The sequence below is a fragment of the Desulfogranum marinum genome, assembly GCF_016918565.1.
Classification (GTDB): Bacteria; Desulfobacterota; Desulfobulbia; order Desulfobulbales; family Desulfobulbaceae; genus Desulfogranum; species Desulfogranum marinum.
In genome coordinates this window covers 22,387-37,629 of sequence record NZ_JAFFQD010000003.1, presented here as the reverse complement: position 1 = coordinate 37,629, position 15,243 = coordinate 22,387, and the positions used below count along the sequence as shown (strand labels likewise).

Genomic DNA, 15,243 nt, shown 5'->3' with positions numbered 1-15,243 from the left:
GTATTATTTGATGGCAATAAAAGAACTGAAGTTAAACCACTTGAAAAAGATCTCTATTTCTTTAAATCCGGCTCGCTCAAGTAACTGCAGGTTTTCCTGGAATGAGAATGGGATCAGGACATTTTCAAGGGCTTCACGTTTGTTGGCAATCTCCAGTTCCGAGTAGCCTTGTGTCTTTTTAAATTGGTGGTAGAGGGTAATGAAATCGCGATTGAGCTGCTTGGCGTGGGAAATGGTTTTTTCACTTATAATAAGTATACCGCCGTGGGGGAGGTTATGGTAGAGACGATCCAAAAAAGATTGTCTCGTCATTGGCCGTAGAAATTGCAATGTGTAATTACAGAGTATGACCTTGGCTGAGGAAAGGTCACAGGTGGTGATGTCATCGCTGGTAAATGAGATGGTGTCACCTTTCGAGAAAAGTTCACATTTTCTGCGCGCTTTATCCAGCATGGCGTCGGCATTATCAATACCGATATAGTTTATTGATGTACCCGCAAGTCTTCTGCTGAGTTCAAGCAAAGTTGAACCGGTTGAGCACCCAAGGTCCACGATGGTGTCGCCATCTTTCAGGCGCAGTTCAAGCAAATCGGCAATGGCATCAATCACTGCTTCGTAAAACGGTATGGATCGGTTGACCATGTCATCAAAAACATCGGCTACGTTTTTATTAAACGTGAAATCTTCCTCTATTTTTCCACTGGTAAAGAGTCTGTCCTGCTGCATGGTCTATGGTTCTAAAGAAATCACTGGTATTGGTGTTAAAAGAAAAGTGCCTTGAACTCTGGGGGAGTCAAAAGTATAACCTCGGCAAAGATGTCAACTCTACTTACCATAGCGGAGCTTGTTATGAATATGAAAAAATCGGCAAATGTTATTCTGTGTCTGTTTCTTGGTCTAGTCTTTTTTTGGGGACTGGTTGGGCTACGGAACGTACTTACTCCCAAAGGGGTATTTGTGAAAGATAATAGGTATGGGCAGGAAAGTGAGACTGGATTGGCGGGTGATGTGCAATTAAGCAGCTACGATCTTGAACAGGATCCGAACAGATGGGTAAGGGCGAAGTTTGTTGTCAGCAATGTGTCGGCAGAGGACGTTAAAAATGTCAGAGTGGTGTGTGAGTTTTACGATCCGCAAGCACAGTACCTGGATAGTAAACAGTGGTTGTTGGCTGGGGTTGTACCAGCCGGCAAAACAATGGAGCATAACTCGTTACAACGAAAATTTATCCACTCCCGAGCGACAGATTTTCAATGTCATCTTACTCGGTATGAGTTGATTCGAGGCTTCCATTCAGGAAAACATGGAACTGATGTGGAGCATGGCAACGAGCATAATGACCATGCTGCGGAAAAGGCTGCAGAACAGCACTAAGAGGTCCATCTTTTTTTGCAGCGTAGGTGTGGTTTGGGCTTGTTAAAGAATTGAGTGTGTCGCTTTTGGGAGACTTACGGTGTTGAGAGTTTTTAAGGAAAATAAAGGGTTTCAGCGGGTAAGCAAGAGAGAGGAAAAAATGGAGTATCTTTTTTGCGACAAAAAAGAACGAAGTAGGCTTTTGTAGAGGCTATTACTGGACGAAAATAAAGGAGCATTGATGGATATTTTCCTTAAAAATAGGTTGTTAGGGTGATTTTTTATTTTCTTTTGGTTCCTGGTGTATATTTTGCTTGAAGAGGTGGACGGCAAAGGAGAGAGCAATAAGGTTTTGCCTCCACCGTGCTGTTATCTCAAGGGTGGTTTTTGTGTTGGACAAAGACCCAGTATAATAACAAGTTGGAGGAGATTATGAAACGTCTGTTTTTCGTGCTGGCAATGGTTGCAATCGCTTGTTTCTCTACCCAGGTACTCGCTGCTGACAAGGCTGCCATCAGCAAGAATGTTGATGAGATTGTAGCTGCAATAGACAGCGGAAAAGAAGCGTCCAGTTTTGCCGCAGATGCGTACACCCCCTATGCCTTTATTATGGAAAAAGACGGTAAACTCCTAGTTCATCCAAGCCTTGCCGGGGAAGATCTGAAAGTAAAGGCAATGCCGATTTACGAGGCGCTTCAGGCTGCTACTACCGAAGGTGTGTGGTTGCAGTATGAGTGGAAAGGTAAAGAAAAGAATTCCTATGCCAAAAAGACAAAAAATGATCTTATAGTTGCGAGCGGTTATTAAGCATTGTTAGCTGTGGGGCTAGGCTCCCTCTACTGTGGAGGGAGCTCTGGTCTCAGTGTCCAATTGTTTTCATCCGGGCAAGAGTCTGGTCTGCTTCAAAGAGCAGATTCAAAGCGGTTTCTTCCTTTTTCTTTAGCCAGGTAAAGTGCCTGGTCTATTCTGTGTAATAAATTTTCCTGGTTTTCCCCTTTGCGCAACTCAGCGATGCCAAGGCTTACTTCTACTTGGATCGCTTTTCCGTCATAATAAATAATTGTTTCTGCAACAGACTGCCTGATTTTTTCTGCCAGCAGCTCTCCTTGTTCAAGGGAGCAGTCTTTGAGAAGCAGCAGAAATTCTTCACCCCCCCACCTGCAAATGCCGTCTGATTTGCGAATAGCTTCCGCAGCCGTGGCAGCAACACTTACCAAAACGGCATCGCCGGCTGGGTGGCCGTGTCGATCATTAATTTTTTTGAATTCATCAATATCAAAAAGGATAGCCGTTATCGGTCGTTTTACGCGTTCTGCCTCTTGCACAGCCTGATCAAAAAGAATTTCAAAAGCATGTCGATTGAGCAGCTGTGTCAATTTGTCAGTTGTTGCCATTGATTCCAGTTTTGTTTGGTAAAGAGTAATGGTTGAGGAGATGGCGAAAAGTACCAAGACGGAAATAACGATGCTGACCGCAAGGTTGTTAAGGAGGATTCTACGCATCTGCCGTATCTGTCTCTGGATCGATTGTTCAACAAAGAGATACAATCCGAGTTGCGGGATAAAGCGTGTGTTGAGGAGGTAGGTTTCTTCGTTACGTGTGTACGAGATCGCCTTTGTTTTCGATCTAGCAGTATTTTGGGCGTTATCCGGCAGTGATATATTCTTGGGAATCGTGGTAAATGGAGGTGGTGTATTCGTGCCTGTGAGGGTAACCTGGCCCTGTTTGTTGACAAAATAAATAGTCCGTTGGTAACGATCCGCGTAGCTGTCGAGCAGTGCTTGTACAGTTGTTACCGTGAGGCCGCACCCCGTAGCCCCAATGTAATTACCGTTATAATCTACTACACGGTAATTGATGAAAATGGTGAGTTTATCACGGTCAGCCATGTCGGAATCGACGTTAATTTCGTAAGGGTGCTCCATGTTGCGAACCCTGAAGTACCAGCGGTCACGACTGTCTGTTGGGTTAACTGTTTTAAGTTTTCCGCCTGCATAGTAGTAGGTTCGGGTTGATTCAGAGACGAAAAAACTGCTGACCAAGCCATATTTTTCTTTTATCTCGGCAAGGTATTTTGTGATTTGTTTGCTCTCTTTCTCTCCGTTGAGTACCCAGTCTCTTAGAAATGTGTCCGAAGCCATCATTGAGGCAATAAAAGCCGGGCGTACCAGATCCTTTTGGATTTCAGAGTAAATATTATCACTGGTGAGCGGCAGGATGTCTTCAGTCATTTCTATGCGTAAGGTTCCTGCTGCTGCAAAGTAGCTGATTAGACTCGTTGCTGTAAAACCCAATACCAGAAGCACGCCAATGAAAATAATGAGTCTTTTCTTTTTTGGGATTTTTTTTAGCAGCATTCCCTAATTTCCTGTCTATAGAGTAAGTGAGATTTTGTATTTTGTTTGAATTATGGCTCAACGTGTATCTGGGGGGTGCATGAATTCCTTTTCTAGAAATGCTCATGGAAAAATTAGAAAACAAAATTACGCAGCCTTTATCATAACCTGATCGACGTAAAAGTAAAATTTTGATATGAGTTACGGGTATTTTTAGCGTGGAAAAAGACTATATTGTTTTTCAGTGCAATTGTATTGCAGGAGTAGAGCATGCCATATGTAAATATTAGAGTCGCAGGAAGCTTATCCAAAGAGCAGAAACAGAAAATTGCCAAAGGCGTGACAGAGATTATTTCTGAGGTGACAAACAAGCCCAAAGAAGCCGTATTACTTTTTATTGATGAAGAAAGTCGTGATAATATTGCCAAAGGCGGCGTACTTATAGGGGATATGTAGCGTTTATGACTAGTGATGTTAAAAAACGCATCGAAGAACTTCGCCAGCAGTTGCATGCCCATGGACATCGCTACTATGTGCTGGATGACCCAGTCATTAGCGACGGAGAATATGACAGGCTTTTTCAGGAATTGCTGCATTTGGAGGCGCAATATCCGGAAAGTATAACTGCTGATTCGCCAACCCAGCGGGTAGGGGGTAAGCCGCTTAAAGGATTTAAAACGGCAGAGCACATTTATCCCATGTTGAGTTTGGATAATATTTTTTCAAGGCAAGGACTCCTTGATTTTGAAGAAAAGCTCAAGCGGTATCTAAAAGGCGACACTGTGCTGGAGTATATTACCGAGCCGAAATTAGATGGTCTTGCCGTTGAGCTGGTGTACGAGAATGACCGCTTGGTCACCGGTTCCACCCGAGGTAACGGCCTAATCGGGGAAGATGTCACAGAACAGTTAAAAACCGTACCAACCATCCCGTTACGTCTGCTGGCTACAGGAGAGGTCGCTATTCCGCGGCAACTTATTGTCCGTGGCGAAGTTTTTCTTCCCAAAAAAGGTTTTAAGCAGCTCAATCAACGGCGAAAGGAAGAGGGCTTGTCGCTTTTTGCCAACCCTAGGAATGCTGCGGCAGGCTCCCTTCGGCAGCTTGATCCTAAAGTAACAGCTCAAAGGCCTCTTCGTTTTTATGCTTATAGTGTTGCTACGACCGAAGGAGTGCGGTGTGATACTCAGTTCGACCTGCTGGCCTACTTGCGTAGCCTGGGCTTTGCCGTGAGTCCACTGGTGTGTCATTGCAAGAGCGTTGATGATGTCGGAGGCCAGTTTGATCTTCTTGTCCGGAAACGTCATGGGCTCGATTACGAAATTGACGGTATGGTGGTCAAGGTGAATCGTTTTTCTTTGCAGCAAAGATTTGGGAATACAGCGCGGGCGCCCAGGTGGGCAGTTGCTTGGAAGTTCCCAGCTGTTCAGGCTTCAACTATCATAGAACGGGTAGAGTTCCAAGTAGGACGCACGGGAGTGGTTACCCCGGTAGCTCATTTGCAGCCGGTGGAAGTGGATGGAGCGATTGTCCGGCGAGCAACTTTGCATAATAGGGACGAAGTTAACAAAAAAGATCTGCGTCTTCATGATACTGTTTTGGTTCAACGAGCTGGTGACGTGATCCCGGAAGTCGTTAAGGCTGTAGTTGAGAATCGTACCGGCAAAGAGGAGGCTATCGTCTTTCCTGAGAGGTGCCCTGAGTGTGATGGACAACTGGAGCAAGGTGTAGGGGAGGCTGCTATACGTTGCACTAATCTCTTGTGCCCTGCACAGAAAATTCAAAGGCTGATATATTTTGCAGGGAAAAGCGGGCTGGATATTGAAGGACTTGGCAAAAAGCATGTAGAGCAATTGTATAGTGCTGGGTTGATAGAAGATATTGCAGATTTCTTTTTGTTGAAAAAAGACCAGTTGATCCTTTTAGACGGCTGGGGAGAGAAATCAGCCCAAGGAGTGATCCAGTCGATAGACAAGGTGAAAGCGCCTCCATTAAATACCTTTATCAGGGCGTTGGGCATTCGTTATGTTGGCGAAGTCACCGCCGAACTCATAGCTGGTCATTATGAATCGCTTGATGAACTTGTCCAGTCCAAGGCAAGCGAATTGATGGCAATTGAAGGTATTGGCCCGCAGGTAGCTGAATCATTAGTTACATTTTTGCGTTCAGAACCTTTTGCAAAACTGCTGATTAAGCTTGATCAGGCTGGGGTTGTTGTTCAGTCTGCCGGGAAATCAGCACGGCCTTTAGATGGGCGGATATTTGTTTTTACCGGTTCTTTAAACCATATGACACGAAATGAGGCAAAGCAGTTGGTTAAATCGCTTGGTGGTAAAGTGGTTTCCTCTATAAGCGGCAAAGTGACAGACGTTGTCGCCGGCGAGAGGGCAGGTGGAAAGCTGGAAAAGGCACAAAAGCTTGGGCTGGGCTTGTTAGCAGAGGAGGCTTTTGTCGGGTTAATACGCAATCTGCAGGGTAGATAATGATTGGGCGCAAGCGTGTTCATGTTGTGGTTTATGGTCGAGTGCAGGGAGTTTTTTTTCGAGATTTCACGCGGAAAGAAGCAGAGCGGTTGTGCTTAAAGGGGTGGGTCAGAAACTGTCGTGACGGAACGGTGGAAGCCGTTATAGAGGGAAATGCTGACAATGTAGCGGAAATGTTGCATTGGCTGCACCATGGCCCCCCTGCAGCAAGAGTGGATGAGGTCGTTATTCGCCAAGAGCAGCCGGTTGACAGTGAAGTATCGTTTGTTGTTCGATATTGATAGAAAAGATAGGGTTGGGATGGTAGTTTTTTATGATTAACAGTATTGTAATATAACGCAGACGAAGTCTGTGACCCACAAAAGTGAAATAATATGATAAAAAAAGTACAGATCCCGGCAGGGGAACCGGCTGGAAGGGTTGTCTGTAATGCCTGCGGTAATAAAACCGATTTTGTTGAGATAGCTGAGAATGTTCTTGTAACAACTCGTTACAAGCAAAATGGTGACGGTTCTTTTACCCCTGAAGAAAATGATACCGAGGTCTTTGGCGGCGTTAAATTTCTTTGCGGTAAATGTGGTGAGGACCTCACCCGGTATCACGCACATTTTTTGGAGATGTCTTTTTAGAGTGTGTCAGGTTCCGCTACAGTCAATAAAAAAAGGGGTTGCTTTAAAAGCAACCCCTTTTTTATAACTGCAGTATGCTATAGTAAATCTATATCATACACAACCGGTAGGCTTAGGAAGGCCAGCCATTTTACAAGCGCCTTTGCCTGGCCCTGAAGGGAACAGTTCGTAAATTCGCTTCAAAGGAAAACCGGTGGTTTTGGAAAGAATACGAACCATAGGTGCGATGCCGTTCTTCTTGTAGTACTCTTGAAGGGCGTCGATAACTTTCTGATGTTCATCGGTGATTTCTGGAATACCTTCTACGCCTTTTACGTAATCGATCCAGTTTTCATCCCAGTCGTCAGCGCCTTTCAACAGGAAGCCGTCTTCATCCACCTCGTAGGTTGTGCCATTGTGTTCGATTTGTGCCATGTGTTCCTCCTGGAATATGTGATTAATATGAGTGAGAAGTTGAATGCTAATTGTAAAAATCACCAGTTTCTTACTATAGGGGTGTGCGTTTGTCAAGCAAAGGTCTTGGTTTTTTTGAGTGAACGGCCAATCATTTTTTGTTCGTGGGTTGGATGCATTTTTCACTGGTAAGTTGCAGGAAAATTGAACATAATGGGCCCTTTCTCCAGGAAATAACCAAATGTCCGATTTGTTGAAGGAGTGTGCGTACCATGTTGAATATTTTACGAAAAAGAGCCCAGTCTGTTGTTATTCAGGCTTTGGTGCTACTGATTGCTGTCGTCTTTATTTTTTGGGGTGTGGGGAGCAACCTTGATAATAATCGGAATGCGGCTGCGGTTGTCAATGATGTAGAAATTCCTTTTCAAGAGTTTCAGCAAAGCTATGACCGAGCTGTAGATACCTATAGGCAACAGCTTGGTGGGCAGGTGCCGGAAGGTTTTTTTGAAGGGATAGGGCTCAAGAAACAGGTGATTAATCAACTTATCCAGTCCGAACTGTTACGACAGAGTGCTGACAAAATCGGCCTTGCTGTCAGTCGGGAAGAAACCCAGCGTCGTATCCAGGATATGCCCGTTTTTCAGGAAAACGGCCAGTTTGTAATGAGCAGATATAAAGACGTTTTAGGGCAAAACCGACTTACCCCTACCTCTTTTGAGGCTGGCTTGCAGAGCGATTTGATCACCGGGAGAGTTGTGGAACTTATTGGCTCTTTTGCTGATGTACCGCCTGCAGCCGTGCAGGCCTGGATCGATTTTGCCAAGACCGAGCTTAAACTTGTCTACTTGAGTTTTAAAGGCAGTGACTATCTTGATGAGGTGAATGTGGAAGCGGATAAGTTGGCATCCTGGTATGAGAAAAAACAGCAGGATTATGTAACTGATCCGCAAATTGCGTTGCAGTACCTCTATTTTCCTTTTGCTGCTGACATGGGTAAGGTTACCCTAGAAGATGAGCAGGTAGAGCAATTCTATAATGATAATATTGACAGATATAGCGTAAAGGAAAAGCGTCGGGCTCGTCATATTCTGTTTAAGGTGAGCGATACAGACTCTGCGGAGGTTAAAGAAGAAAAAAGGTTAAAGGCCGAGCATGTTCTTCAGCTTTTGCGAGATGGTGGAGATTTTGCAACCCTTGCCAAGGAATATTCAGAAGGGCCGAGTCGGGAGTCGGGCGGGGAATTAGGTTTTTTCGAACGTGGCTCTATGGTGCCTGCATTTGAGGAGGCTGTTTTTTCAATGGAGCCCGGCGATTTATCTGATCTGGTTGAAACTTCTTTTGGGTATCACTTGATTTTGGTCGAAGATGTGCAACCTGCAATAACCAAAAAAATGGAAGATGTTCGCGCTGAAATTGAAGGGCTGTTGAAAAAACAACGGGTAAGGGGATTGACATTTCAAAATGTCTCCAACGCGTATGAAGACATTATTCGGGCCGGCAGCCTTGAAAAATATATGGAACAGGGAGGGAAGGCCGTTCAAACAACCGACCTTTTTGCCCGTAAGCTGCCACCGGATTCTCTTGCCAAAGCAGGTGCGCTCCTCGACGTTGCCTTTGGGTTGAGCAAAGGTGAACTTAGCTCACTGGTTGAAGTGGAAGACGGATATGCCATTGGTTATGTGAAAGATATCAAAAAGCCGGAAGTGCCACCCTTAGCCACCGTAAAAGATAAGGTTGTCAGTGATTACAAGCATGAGCAAAGTATAACATTAGCCCATGCAGCTGCAGACAAAGCTCTCGCAATTGCTCTAGAGGCAGGAAAATTGATGCCGGAAGGTAAAGGCCTGGAGTCAGGATACCTGAAAAGAGGGGGCGGTGATGGTGATATTCCTCCGCAGTTGGTGGAGGCGGCATTTGCCCTCAAAGGAGGCGAAAAATTGAGCAGTGAAGTTGTGGCTGTGGGTGATATGTTCTATGTTTTTGAGGTCCTTGAACATCGCCAAGATCCGACTGCCATGGAAGCTGACCAGAAAAAACAGCTCGCTGAGCAATTATTGGTAAACCAGCAGAACCGTTTGGTTGCCAGTTGGGTGGAAAGACTTCGTGCTGATGCAAAAATATGGGTCAACGACCAATTGATACCGTAAGCCTGGTGGCTTTAGCATATTCTCACTGCCCATTTCATAATTTCATTTGCACCCTGGCAATTTCGCCGGGGTGTTTTTTTTAGTCTGTTTAGTGCTCAAATCTTACACTCCCAAGTGTATTAACATCGTTGTCGCCCATTTCCGGGCACCTGATTGGTAAAATTCATGCCTGTGACAAACCACGGAAAAAATATTCTTAACTCGTTTGCAGAACTCACCTTTTTGGAGAAGCTGTTGCTGCAACTAGCCTCAGTTATTTATGAGCCTGTCTCAAAAACTTTTTTAACAAAATGTATTGCCAAAGTAGGAGGTCCCTTTCCAGGTGCTAAGAAGCCCGGCAAGGACGACGTTGGTGCCGCCATAAAGAGCTTGCGGGCAAACGGATACCTAAACAATAAAAATCAATGTGAGCAGGTAAGTGCAGAGTATCTGACCCGGTCGGCAATAAGTGAAAAACGTTTTGAACGGTTTGTGGCTTTTATCGAAAAGGAAGCTCCGGTTTCCTATCATTCAGGCAAGCGGGCAACGCGTTGTTGGCGTGCCCTCAGGCAGTTTCGTATCGGTGTGTACCTTGAAGATTTTGATCGGATTGATGAGGCTTTGGCATTTCTTGATCAGGAGTGCGGCCAGGAGGTGCAGACAGATCCTCCGGCAGTGATCGTGACGGCGCGGGCCTTTGATCCTGAATGGCTCAGTACTTTGCCTGGTTCCTTGCAGTTTTACCTACTAGAGCAGGTGGTAAGGCATTCCCTGGAAAGCCTGCAGCATTTTCCAGATGTTCTTGCCTATCTCGAGAATGAAGTAACCTTGTCGGTATCCAGCATAGAGATGGTACCCTTTCATCGATTGCTTGCTAATTATTATTTGCTTCAGGGGCGTTTTGCTGATCTCAATACATTGCTTGAAAAGCATGGTGACTCCTTTCAGGGGTCAGGATATGCCGGCAGTGTCACTTTTTTGTGTGGTGATGTCAGTGAGGCATTGCGTCTTTTTGAAGAGGATCGGCAACGGCTGCAGGAATATGCAGGTGATAATCCCGTTTTTTTCTTCGGTCTCCCTGGATTATTTTCTATTTTTGCCCTGCTTGCAAGAAACGAGGAGGGAGATAGGCAGGCTATTCAGAACGCGGTAGCTACTGTATTACAGCGCTGCCAGGGCTGTCCTGAAGAAGTGCCGTATCGTTTTCTTGAAACAGTGATCCGTGCTCCGGAAGGGACCCTGCCGGACATGATGGCACTGACTGATCGGCTTGCAGCTGAAGAGAGGAGCTTGACAACTTTGGTTGCAGTCCTTTCATTGTATTGGATCGGTGTCGAAATACCGGCTGACTTTCAAAGTTCGCTTTCCGCTCTTTATGAACAGGCCAGGCTCAACACCTTTGACTGGTTGGCAATGGAAACTGCAGAGCTGCTTGCTACTGTGGGTGACGGGCAGGACGAGAAAAAACTAATTGCCGATGAACTGGCGGCAAACCTGCAGTGTCGATTTCTCACCCATATCATTTCTCCGCAAAATTCCTGGAAACAAAGCTTGCAGGAGTTGATTCAGATAACGAGAAAGGTGGGCGAACCGGAACGAACAACCAGGCTGGCGTGGTTTGTTCGATATGAACCTAATGAATTGGTTGTGCAGCCAAAGGAACAGAAGCGAACCAGTTCCGGTGGTTGGACAAAGGGGCGTTCTGTTGCCTTAAATCGATTGATGCACACTAAAGACTTTGCCTATCTCACAAGCCAGGACCGTCAGGTGTGTGAAACCATACACCAGGTTGGCGAAGTCACAGGACGAAATGGAGGGTGTGATTTCGACAAAGACAAGGCTCTGCCCTTGCTGGTCGGCCATCCTCATGTTTTTTTGGAACAAGCACAGCGAACACCCGTTGAACTCGTAAACGGGGAACCAGAGCTTGTCGTCGAGCAAAAAGGGGACACCCTTTTTATTCATTTTTCTCAAGATATAGGCGATGGCAATATTGCCATCTGGAAAGAGACCCCAACCCGATTTCGTATTATAAAAATCAGGGATGAACATCGAAAAGTTGCCGAAATTACGGGGAAAAGTGGATTGCATGTGCCCCTTGAAGCCAGCCAGCAGGTTCTTGATGCAATCGGCAATATCGCGTCTTTCATGACCGTACATTCTTCCATAGAGATGGTGAGTGAAGGAGAGCAGGCCGAGTTGGTAGAGAGTGACCCAACGATTCACATTCATATCATTCCCTATGGCAGTGGCTTCAGGTTGGAAATGTTTGTCAGGCCATTTTCTCAAGGAGGACCCTATTTAAAACCCGGTGTTGGTGTTTCCAATCTGATGTCTGAAATTGGCGGCAAGCGATTGCAGACACGTAGGAATCTGTCGCTGGAAGAGGAGAAAGCCAGAGAAATTGAAGAAAGTTGCCCAATGCTTGACCTGGCAATTGATCTGGAGCAGGAAGATAAGCGGGAATGGCACCTGTTTGACCCTGAGGAGTGTCTGCAGGTTTTGCTCGAGCTGGAGGAAATTAAGGACAAGGTTGTCCTTGAGTGGCCTGAGGGCGAAAAGATTGCCATCCGTCGACAGATAAGTGTCAATCAGTTGAACCTTAATATTCGCACAAGCCAACAGGATTGGTTTGCGCTTTCGGGGCAACTGCAGATTGATCAGGACGAGGTCATTGGCCTGAAAACATTACTGGAAAAGGTCAGTGAGGCTCAAAGTCGCTTTATTCCCATGGGGGACGGCCAGTTTTTGGCTTTAACCCAAGAATTTCGTAACCGGCTGGAGGAACTGATTCTGTTTGGAAACAGTGAGTTTGGTGACGATGATGAAGTTGCCGTTCATCCCCTTGCTGCAATTGCACTTGATGAATTTACCCAGCAGGCGCAAACAAACGTCGACGAGGGGTGGCAAAGACAACTTAAAGCCATTGCAGATTCTCAGGAGGCAATTCCGCAGATTCCTTCAACCATTAAGGCGGAACTGCGGGATTATCAACAGGATGGTTTCACTTGGATGAGCCGTTTAGCCAGCCTGGGTATCGGCGCATGTCTTGCTGATGATATGGGGCTGGGCAAGACTCTGCAGGCAATAACCGTTATTTTAAGTCTTGCTGACAAAGGGCCGACATTGGTTGTTGCTCCTACTTCTGTGTGCATGAACTGGGAAACAGAAGTGACTAAGTTTGCCCCCACCTTTAAGATTCATCAGTTTTTAAGCCAGAACAGAGAAGATACCATCGAAAACCTGGGTAAGTTTGATTTGCTCATTACCAGTTACACTCTGCTGCAACAGGAAATAGACCTTTTGGAAAAGGTCCAGTGGCAATCGGTTGTGCTTGATGAGGCGCAGGCCATAAAAAACGCCGCAACCAAGCGATCACGTGCGGCAATGCGGCTCAATGCCAGGTTCAGGTTGATTACCACTGGTACGCCCATTGAAAATCATTTAGGTGAATTGTGGAATCTGTTTAGCTTTGTCAATCGTGGACTGTTGGGCACCTATAAACAGTTTAATTCACGATTTGGAATTCCGATCGAGAAATACCATGATCGAGATGCACGCAGGTCCCTTAAAAAATTGATTCGTCCATTCATGTTGCGTCGTATTAAATCCCAGGTTCTGGATGAACTGCCCCCAAGAACCGAGATTACATTAAGAGTTGAGATGCAGCCGGAGGAATTGCAGTTTTATGAAGCATTGAGACAGCAGGCAATCGAAAATATAGAGGGAAGTGCAGAGAAAAACGGACGTCATTTACGTATTCTTGCCGAGATCATGCGGCTGAGAAGGGCGTGTTGTAATCCAAAATTGATTAATGAGAATATTCAAATTCCTTCCACCAAGCTGAAAGTTTTTCAGGAAGTGGTGGAAGAGCTTTTAGGAGGCAGGCATAAGGCCTTGGTATTCAGTCAGTTTACCGGTCACCTTGCCCTGATTCGTGCTTTTCTGGATGAACAGAATATTTCCTATAAATATCTGGATGGAACAACACCTGCAAAAGAAAGACAGCGGCAGGTCGAAAGTTTTCAAGCCGGTGAGGGTGATCTGTTTTTAATCAGCCTCAAGGCCGGCGGGCTCGGGTTGAATTTGACCGCTGCCGATTATGTGATTCATATGGATCCCTGGTGGAATCCGGCAGTAGAAGACCAGGCAGCTGACAGGGCGCATCGTATAGGTCAGAAACGGCCGGTAACGGTTTACCGTCTGGTAACCTCAGGGACAATTGAAGAAAAAATTGTTCGCCTGCATCAGGAAAAGAGAGACCTCGCTAATTCGTTGCTTGAAGGGGCGGATGTGAGTGCACGTATCAGTGCTGATGAACTCCTGTCGCTGATTCGTAACTCTTGAGGCTGGTGTGCAAAAAGAGCAAGCTCTCCAACGCTCCTATTTTAGTGTTGCCATGAGATTTTTCCAGGAATGGATATCTTGTTGCAGCAGTGAACACGAGTAACCATGGAGAGTATACAGCGTTTCTCTGGCGGCTTTGTCTGGAAGCTGCAGACGACTGAGGTGTCCGAGGCTAACGCCTTGCGCTTTTTCTAAAAATTTCAATGTCTGCACAGAGAGCTGCCGCGTGAGCATGGTGTTGCCCGACCGGCATTGATTGCAGAGGAGGGCACCGATACCAGGTTGCATGGTGTAGGTGTTTTTGGGGGATATGGGCTTGCAACATTGACTGCAACACTCCAATTCAGGCCTATACCCGGCAATGTCAAGTAACCTGATATGGAAAAGAGCTGCTATCTTGAGGGGGCGATCACCTTCGTCAAGAGCGTGTAAGGCCCAGGTTAACAAAGAAAAAAGTCCGCATTCAGGGTCTTTTTCTTTTGTAAATCGAAGAATGAGTTCACAAAGGTACATGGCTCCTGCATATTTTTGATAAGACTGGCGAAGGGAGAGAAACGCGTGCTCTAACTCGGCCTCAGCGATAAACAGGAGGGTACTTGTGCGGGATGGTTTATAGGAAACGAGAATTCTGGAGAAGGGTTCCAGTTTGTTGACAAAGCGTTTTTTACTGCGCTTGGCGCCTTTGGCGATTCCGGTTACCTTGCCAAGGTTTTCACTGAAAAGGGTGACGATTTTATCTGATTCTCCGTGATCAGCTGTTTTCAGTACCAGGCAACGGGTACTGGAGACATTCATTATTTTTCCAGACCTTTTTTCAGCTGTAGCTGGAATTCGCCTGAATGTGTATCATCAAATGGAAATGGTTTGCCATTTAACGTCAGTTTTGCACTTGCCGGCTCTGAGAATCGTAAGAGTAAGCGGGAGCTTGCCCGCCATTCTGTCTTTTTATTTTTTATAAATTCCTGATGTACTGTCGGCTGATCATCAATACTTACCTCAACCGAGGCATTGTCCAGAAAATGAGCTTTGAGCAGGATTTGGTCACCTTCAATGGTTTCGATTACTGATGGGGGCGAATCGTCGAAAGCTGCCATGATTGTTGAGGTGATATCTTTGGTGGTGTTGGTGAAAAATGCAAACGGATTCCATGACGTATACAGACAAAATCCGGTAAAGGTGAGGGCGATCAGCGCCAACAGAAACGCCGCTACCGTTGCAGAAGGTATATGGGAGGGTTCTGCAAGTTTTTTAGGAGCAAGAGAGTGACCGCTCATCAGTGTTTTGTTGAAACGATCAGGCTTTTTACCATTATTACGTTCCTTGATGAAACGGTTGGCAGCAAGCTGCCCGTCAATGCCCAAAAAATTGCCGTATAGAGTAAGCAGGCCTCGGGTGAAGGTGTCTGCAGGCAGGTTGGCAAAATCATGGGCTTCCATCGCTTTTAGGTTGGACACGGAAATCTTGGTTTCGGTCGAGACCTCTTCATAGCTGAGGCCTTGCTCTTCGCGAAGGTGCTTGAGGTGGCTGCCGACGACTTTCTGTTCTGTGGGATGATTATTTTTATCTTTTACGCGCATGT

At 45.9% G+C, this 15,243-nt stretch carries 13 protein-coding genes; 8 read left to right on the top strand and 5 right to left on the bottom strand.

Features of this window, described 5'->3' with window-relative positions; all coding sequences use genetic code 11:
* Window positions 1–3 precede the first annotated feature (3 nt).
* The gene (gene cmoA, locus JWH17_RS03295) at window positions 4–726 is read right to left on the bottom strand and encodes a carboxy-S-adenosyl-L-methionine synthase CmoA (protein ID WP_205221138.1); all 723 of its coding nucleotides are present in this window, start codon (window positions 724–726) and stop codon (window positions 4–6) included.
* 123 nt (window positions 727–849) lie between these two features.
* On the opposite strand from cmoA, the gene JWH17_RS03290 reads away from it, so the two are divergent.
* Window positions 850–1,374: a hypothetical protein gene (locus JWH17_RS03290; RefSeq protein ID WP_205221137.1), complete on the top strand. Its 525-nt coding sequence runs from the start codon at window positions 850–852 to the stop codon at window positions 1,372–1,374.
* A gap of 411 nt (window positions 1,375–1,785) precedes the next feature.
* The gene (locus JWH17_RS03285) at window positions 1,786–2,160 is read left to right on the top strand and encodes a PDC sensor domain-containing protein (protein WP_205221136.1); all 375 of its coding nucleotides are present in this window, start codon (window positions 1,786–1,788) and stop codon (window positions 2,158–2,160) included.
* A gap of 95 nt (window positions 2,161–2,255) precedes the next feature.
* Here the strand turns inward: JWH17_RS03285 and JWH17_RS03280 are convergent, their stop codons facing one another.
* The gene (locus tag JWH17_RS03280) at window positions 2,256–3,710 is read right to left on the bottom strand and encodes a sensor domain-containing diguanylate cyclase (protein ID WP_205221135.1); all 1,455 of its coding nucleotides are present in this window, start codon (window positions 3,708–3,710) and stop codon (window positions 2,256–2,258) included.
* A 249-nt stretch (window positions 3,711–3,959) separates the two neighbouring features.
* Between JWH17_RS03280 and JWH17_RS03275 the strand changes: the two genes are divergently transcribed.
* The 4 genes from JWH17_RS03275 to JWH17_RS03260 all read left to right on the top strand — a co-directional run bounded on the left by JWH17_RS03275 (window position 3,960) and on the right by JWH17_RS03260 (window position 6,798).
* Entirely contained in the window at window positions 3,960–4,145 is a 186-nt protein-coding gene (locus tag JWH17_RS03275; protein ID WP_205221134.1) for a tautomerase family protein, read from the top strand.
* A 5-nt stretch (window positions 4,146–4,150) separates the two neighbouring features.
* Complete coding sequence (gene ligA, locus JWH17_RS03270; protein ID WP_205221133.1) at window positions 4,151–6,169, top strand: NAD-dependent DNA ligase LigA; 2,019 nt, start codon at window positions 4,151–4,153, stop codon at window positions 6,167–6,169.
* Complete coding sequence (locus JWH17_RS03265) at window positions 6,169–6,450, top strand: acylphosphatase (RefSeq protein WP_232370862.1); 282 nt, start codon at window positions 6,169–6,171, stop codon at window positions 6,448–6,450. The genes ligA and JWH17_RS03265 overlap by 1 nt, the downstream gene beginning before the upstream one ends.
* 93 nt (window positions 6,451–6,543) lie before the next feature.
* Complete coding sequence (locus JWH17_RS03260) at window positions 6,544–6,798, top strand: hypothetical protein (RefSeq protein ID WP_232370861.1); 255 nt, start codon at window positions 6,544–6,546, stop codon at window positions 6,796–6,798.
* A 93-nt stretch (window positions 6,799–6,891) separates the two neighbouring features.
* On the opposite strand, the gene JWH17_RS03255 is transcribed toward JWH17_RS03260, so the two are convergent.
* Window positions 6,892–7,212, bottom strand: a complete 321-nt coding sequence (locus JWH17_RS03255; protein WP_205221132.1) for a TusE/DsrC/DsvC family sulfur relay protein — start codon at window positions 7,210–7,212, stop codon at window positions 6,892–6,894.
* A gap of 251 nt (window positions 7,213–7,463) precedes the next feature.
* On the opposite strand from JWH17_RS03255, the gene JWH17_RS03250 reads away from it, so the two are divergent.
* Both JWH17_RS03250 and JWH17_RS03245 read left to right on the top strand, forming a co-directional pair.
* Complete coding sequence (locus JWH17_RS03250; RefSeq protein WP_205221131.1) at window positions 7,464–9,338, top strand: SurA N-terminal domain-containing protein; 1,875 nt, start codon at window positions 7,464–7,466, stop codon at window positions 9,336–9,338.
* A 165-nt stretch (window positions 9,339–9,503) separates the two neighbouring features.
* Window positions 9,504–13,664 carry a DEAD/DEAH box helicase gene (locus JWH17_RS03245; RefSeq protein ID WP_232370860.1) on the top strand — a complete coding sequence of 1,387 codons (4,161 nt, stop codon included), beginning with the start codon at window positions 9,504–9,506 and terminating at the stop codon, window positions 13,662–13,664.
* Window positions 13,665–13,700: 36 nt separating this feature from the next.
* Here JWH17_RS03245 and recO read toward each other — a convergent pair whose 3' ends face one another.
* Window positions 13,701–14,459 (bottom strand): DNA repair protein RecO, encoded by a 759-nt coding sequence (gene recO, locus JWH17_RS03240; RefSeq protein WP_205221130.1) that lies wholly within the window; start codon window positions 14,457–14,459, stop codon window positions 13,701–13,703.
* Window positions 14,459–15,241 (bottom strand): helix-turn-helix domain-containing protein, encoded by a 783-nt coding sequence (locus tag JWH17_RS03235; RefSeq protein WP_205221129.1) that lies wholly within the window; start codon window positions 15,239–15,241, stop codon window positions 14,459–14,461. The genes recO and JWH17_RS03235 overlap by 1 nt, the downstream gene beginning before the upstream one ends.
* Window positions 15,242–15,243: the final 2 nt, after the last annotated feature.

Coding starts and splice junctions, on each gene's coding strand:
- cmoA (WP_205221138.1), bottom strand. CDS start 726: ATGCAGCAGGACAGACTCTTTACCAGTGGAAAAATAGAGGAAGATTTC.
- JWH17_RS03290 (WP_205221137.1), top strand. CDS start 850: ATGAATATGAAAAAATCGGCAAATGTTATTCTGTGTCTGTTTCTTGGT.
- JWH17_RS03285 (WP_205221136.1), top strand. CDS start 1,786: ATGAAACGTCTGTTTTTCGTGCTGGCAATGGTTGCAATCGCTTGTTTC.
- JWH17_RS03280 (WP_205221135.1), bottom strand. CDS start 3,710: ATGCTGCTAAAAAAAATCCCAAAAAAGAAAAGACTCATTATTTTCATT.
- JWH17_RS03275 (WP_205221134.1), top strand. CDS start 3,960: ATGCCATATGTAAATATTAGAGTCGCAGGAAGCTTATCCAAAGAGCAG.
- ligA (WP_205221133.1), top strand. CDS start 4,151: ATGACTAGTGATGTTAAAAAACGCATCGAAGAACTTCGCCAGCAGTTG.
- JWH17_RS03265 (WP_232370862.1), top strand. CDS start 6,169: ATGATTGGGCGCAAGCGTGTTCATGTTGTGGTTTATGGTCGAGTGCAG.
- JWH17_RS03260 (WP_232370861.1), top strand. CDS start 6,544: ATGATAAAAAAAGTACAGATCCCGGCAGGGGAACCGGCTGGAAGGGTT.
- JWH17_RS03255 (WP_205221132.1), bottom strand. CDS start 7,212: ATGGCACAAATCGAACACAATGGCACAACCTACGAGGTGGATGAAGAC.
- JWH17_RS03250 (WP_205221131.1), top strand. CDS start 7,464: ATGTTGAATATTTTACGAAAAAGAGCCCAGTCTGTTGTTATTCAGGCT.
- JWH17_RS03245 (WP_232370860.1), top strand. CDS start 9,504: ATGCCTGTGACAAACCACGGAAAAAATATTCTTAACTCGTTTGCAGAA.
- recO (WP_205221130.1), bottom strand. CDS start 14,459: ATGAATGTCTCCAGTACCCGTTGCCTGGTACTGAAAACAGCTGATCAC.
- JWH17_RS03235 (WP_205221129.1), bottom strand. CDS start 15,241: ATGCGCGTAAAAGATAAAAATAATCATCCCACAGAACAGAAAGTCGTC.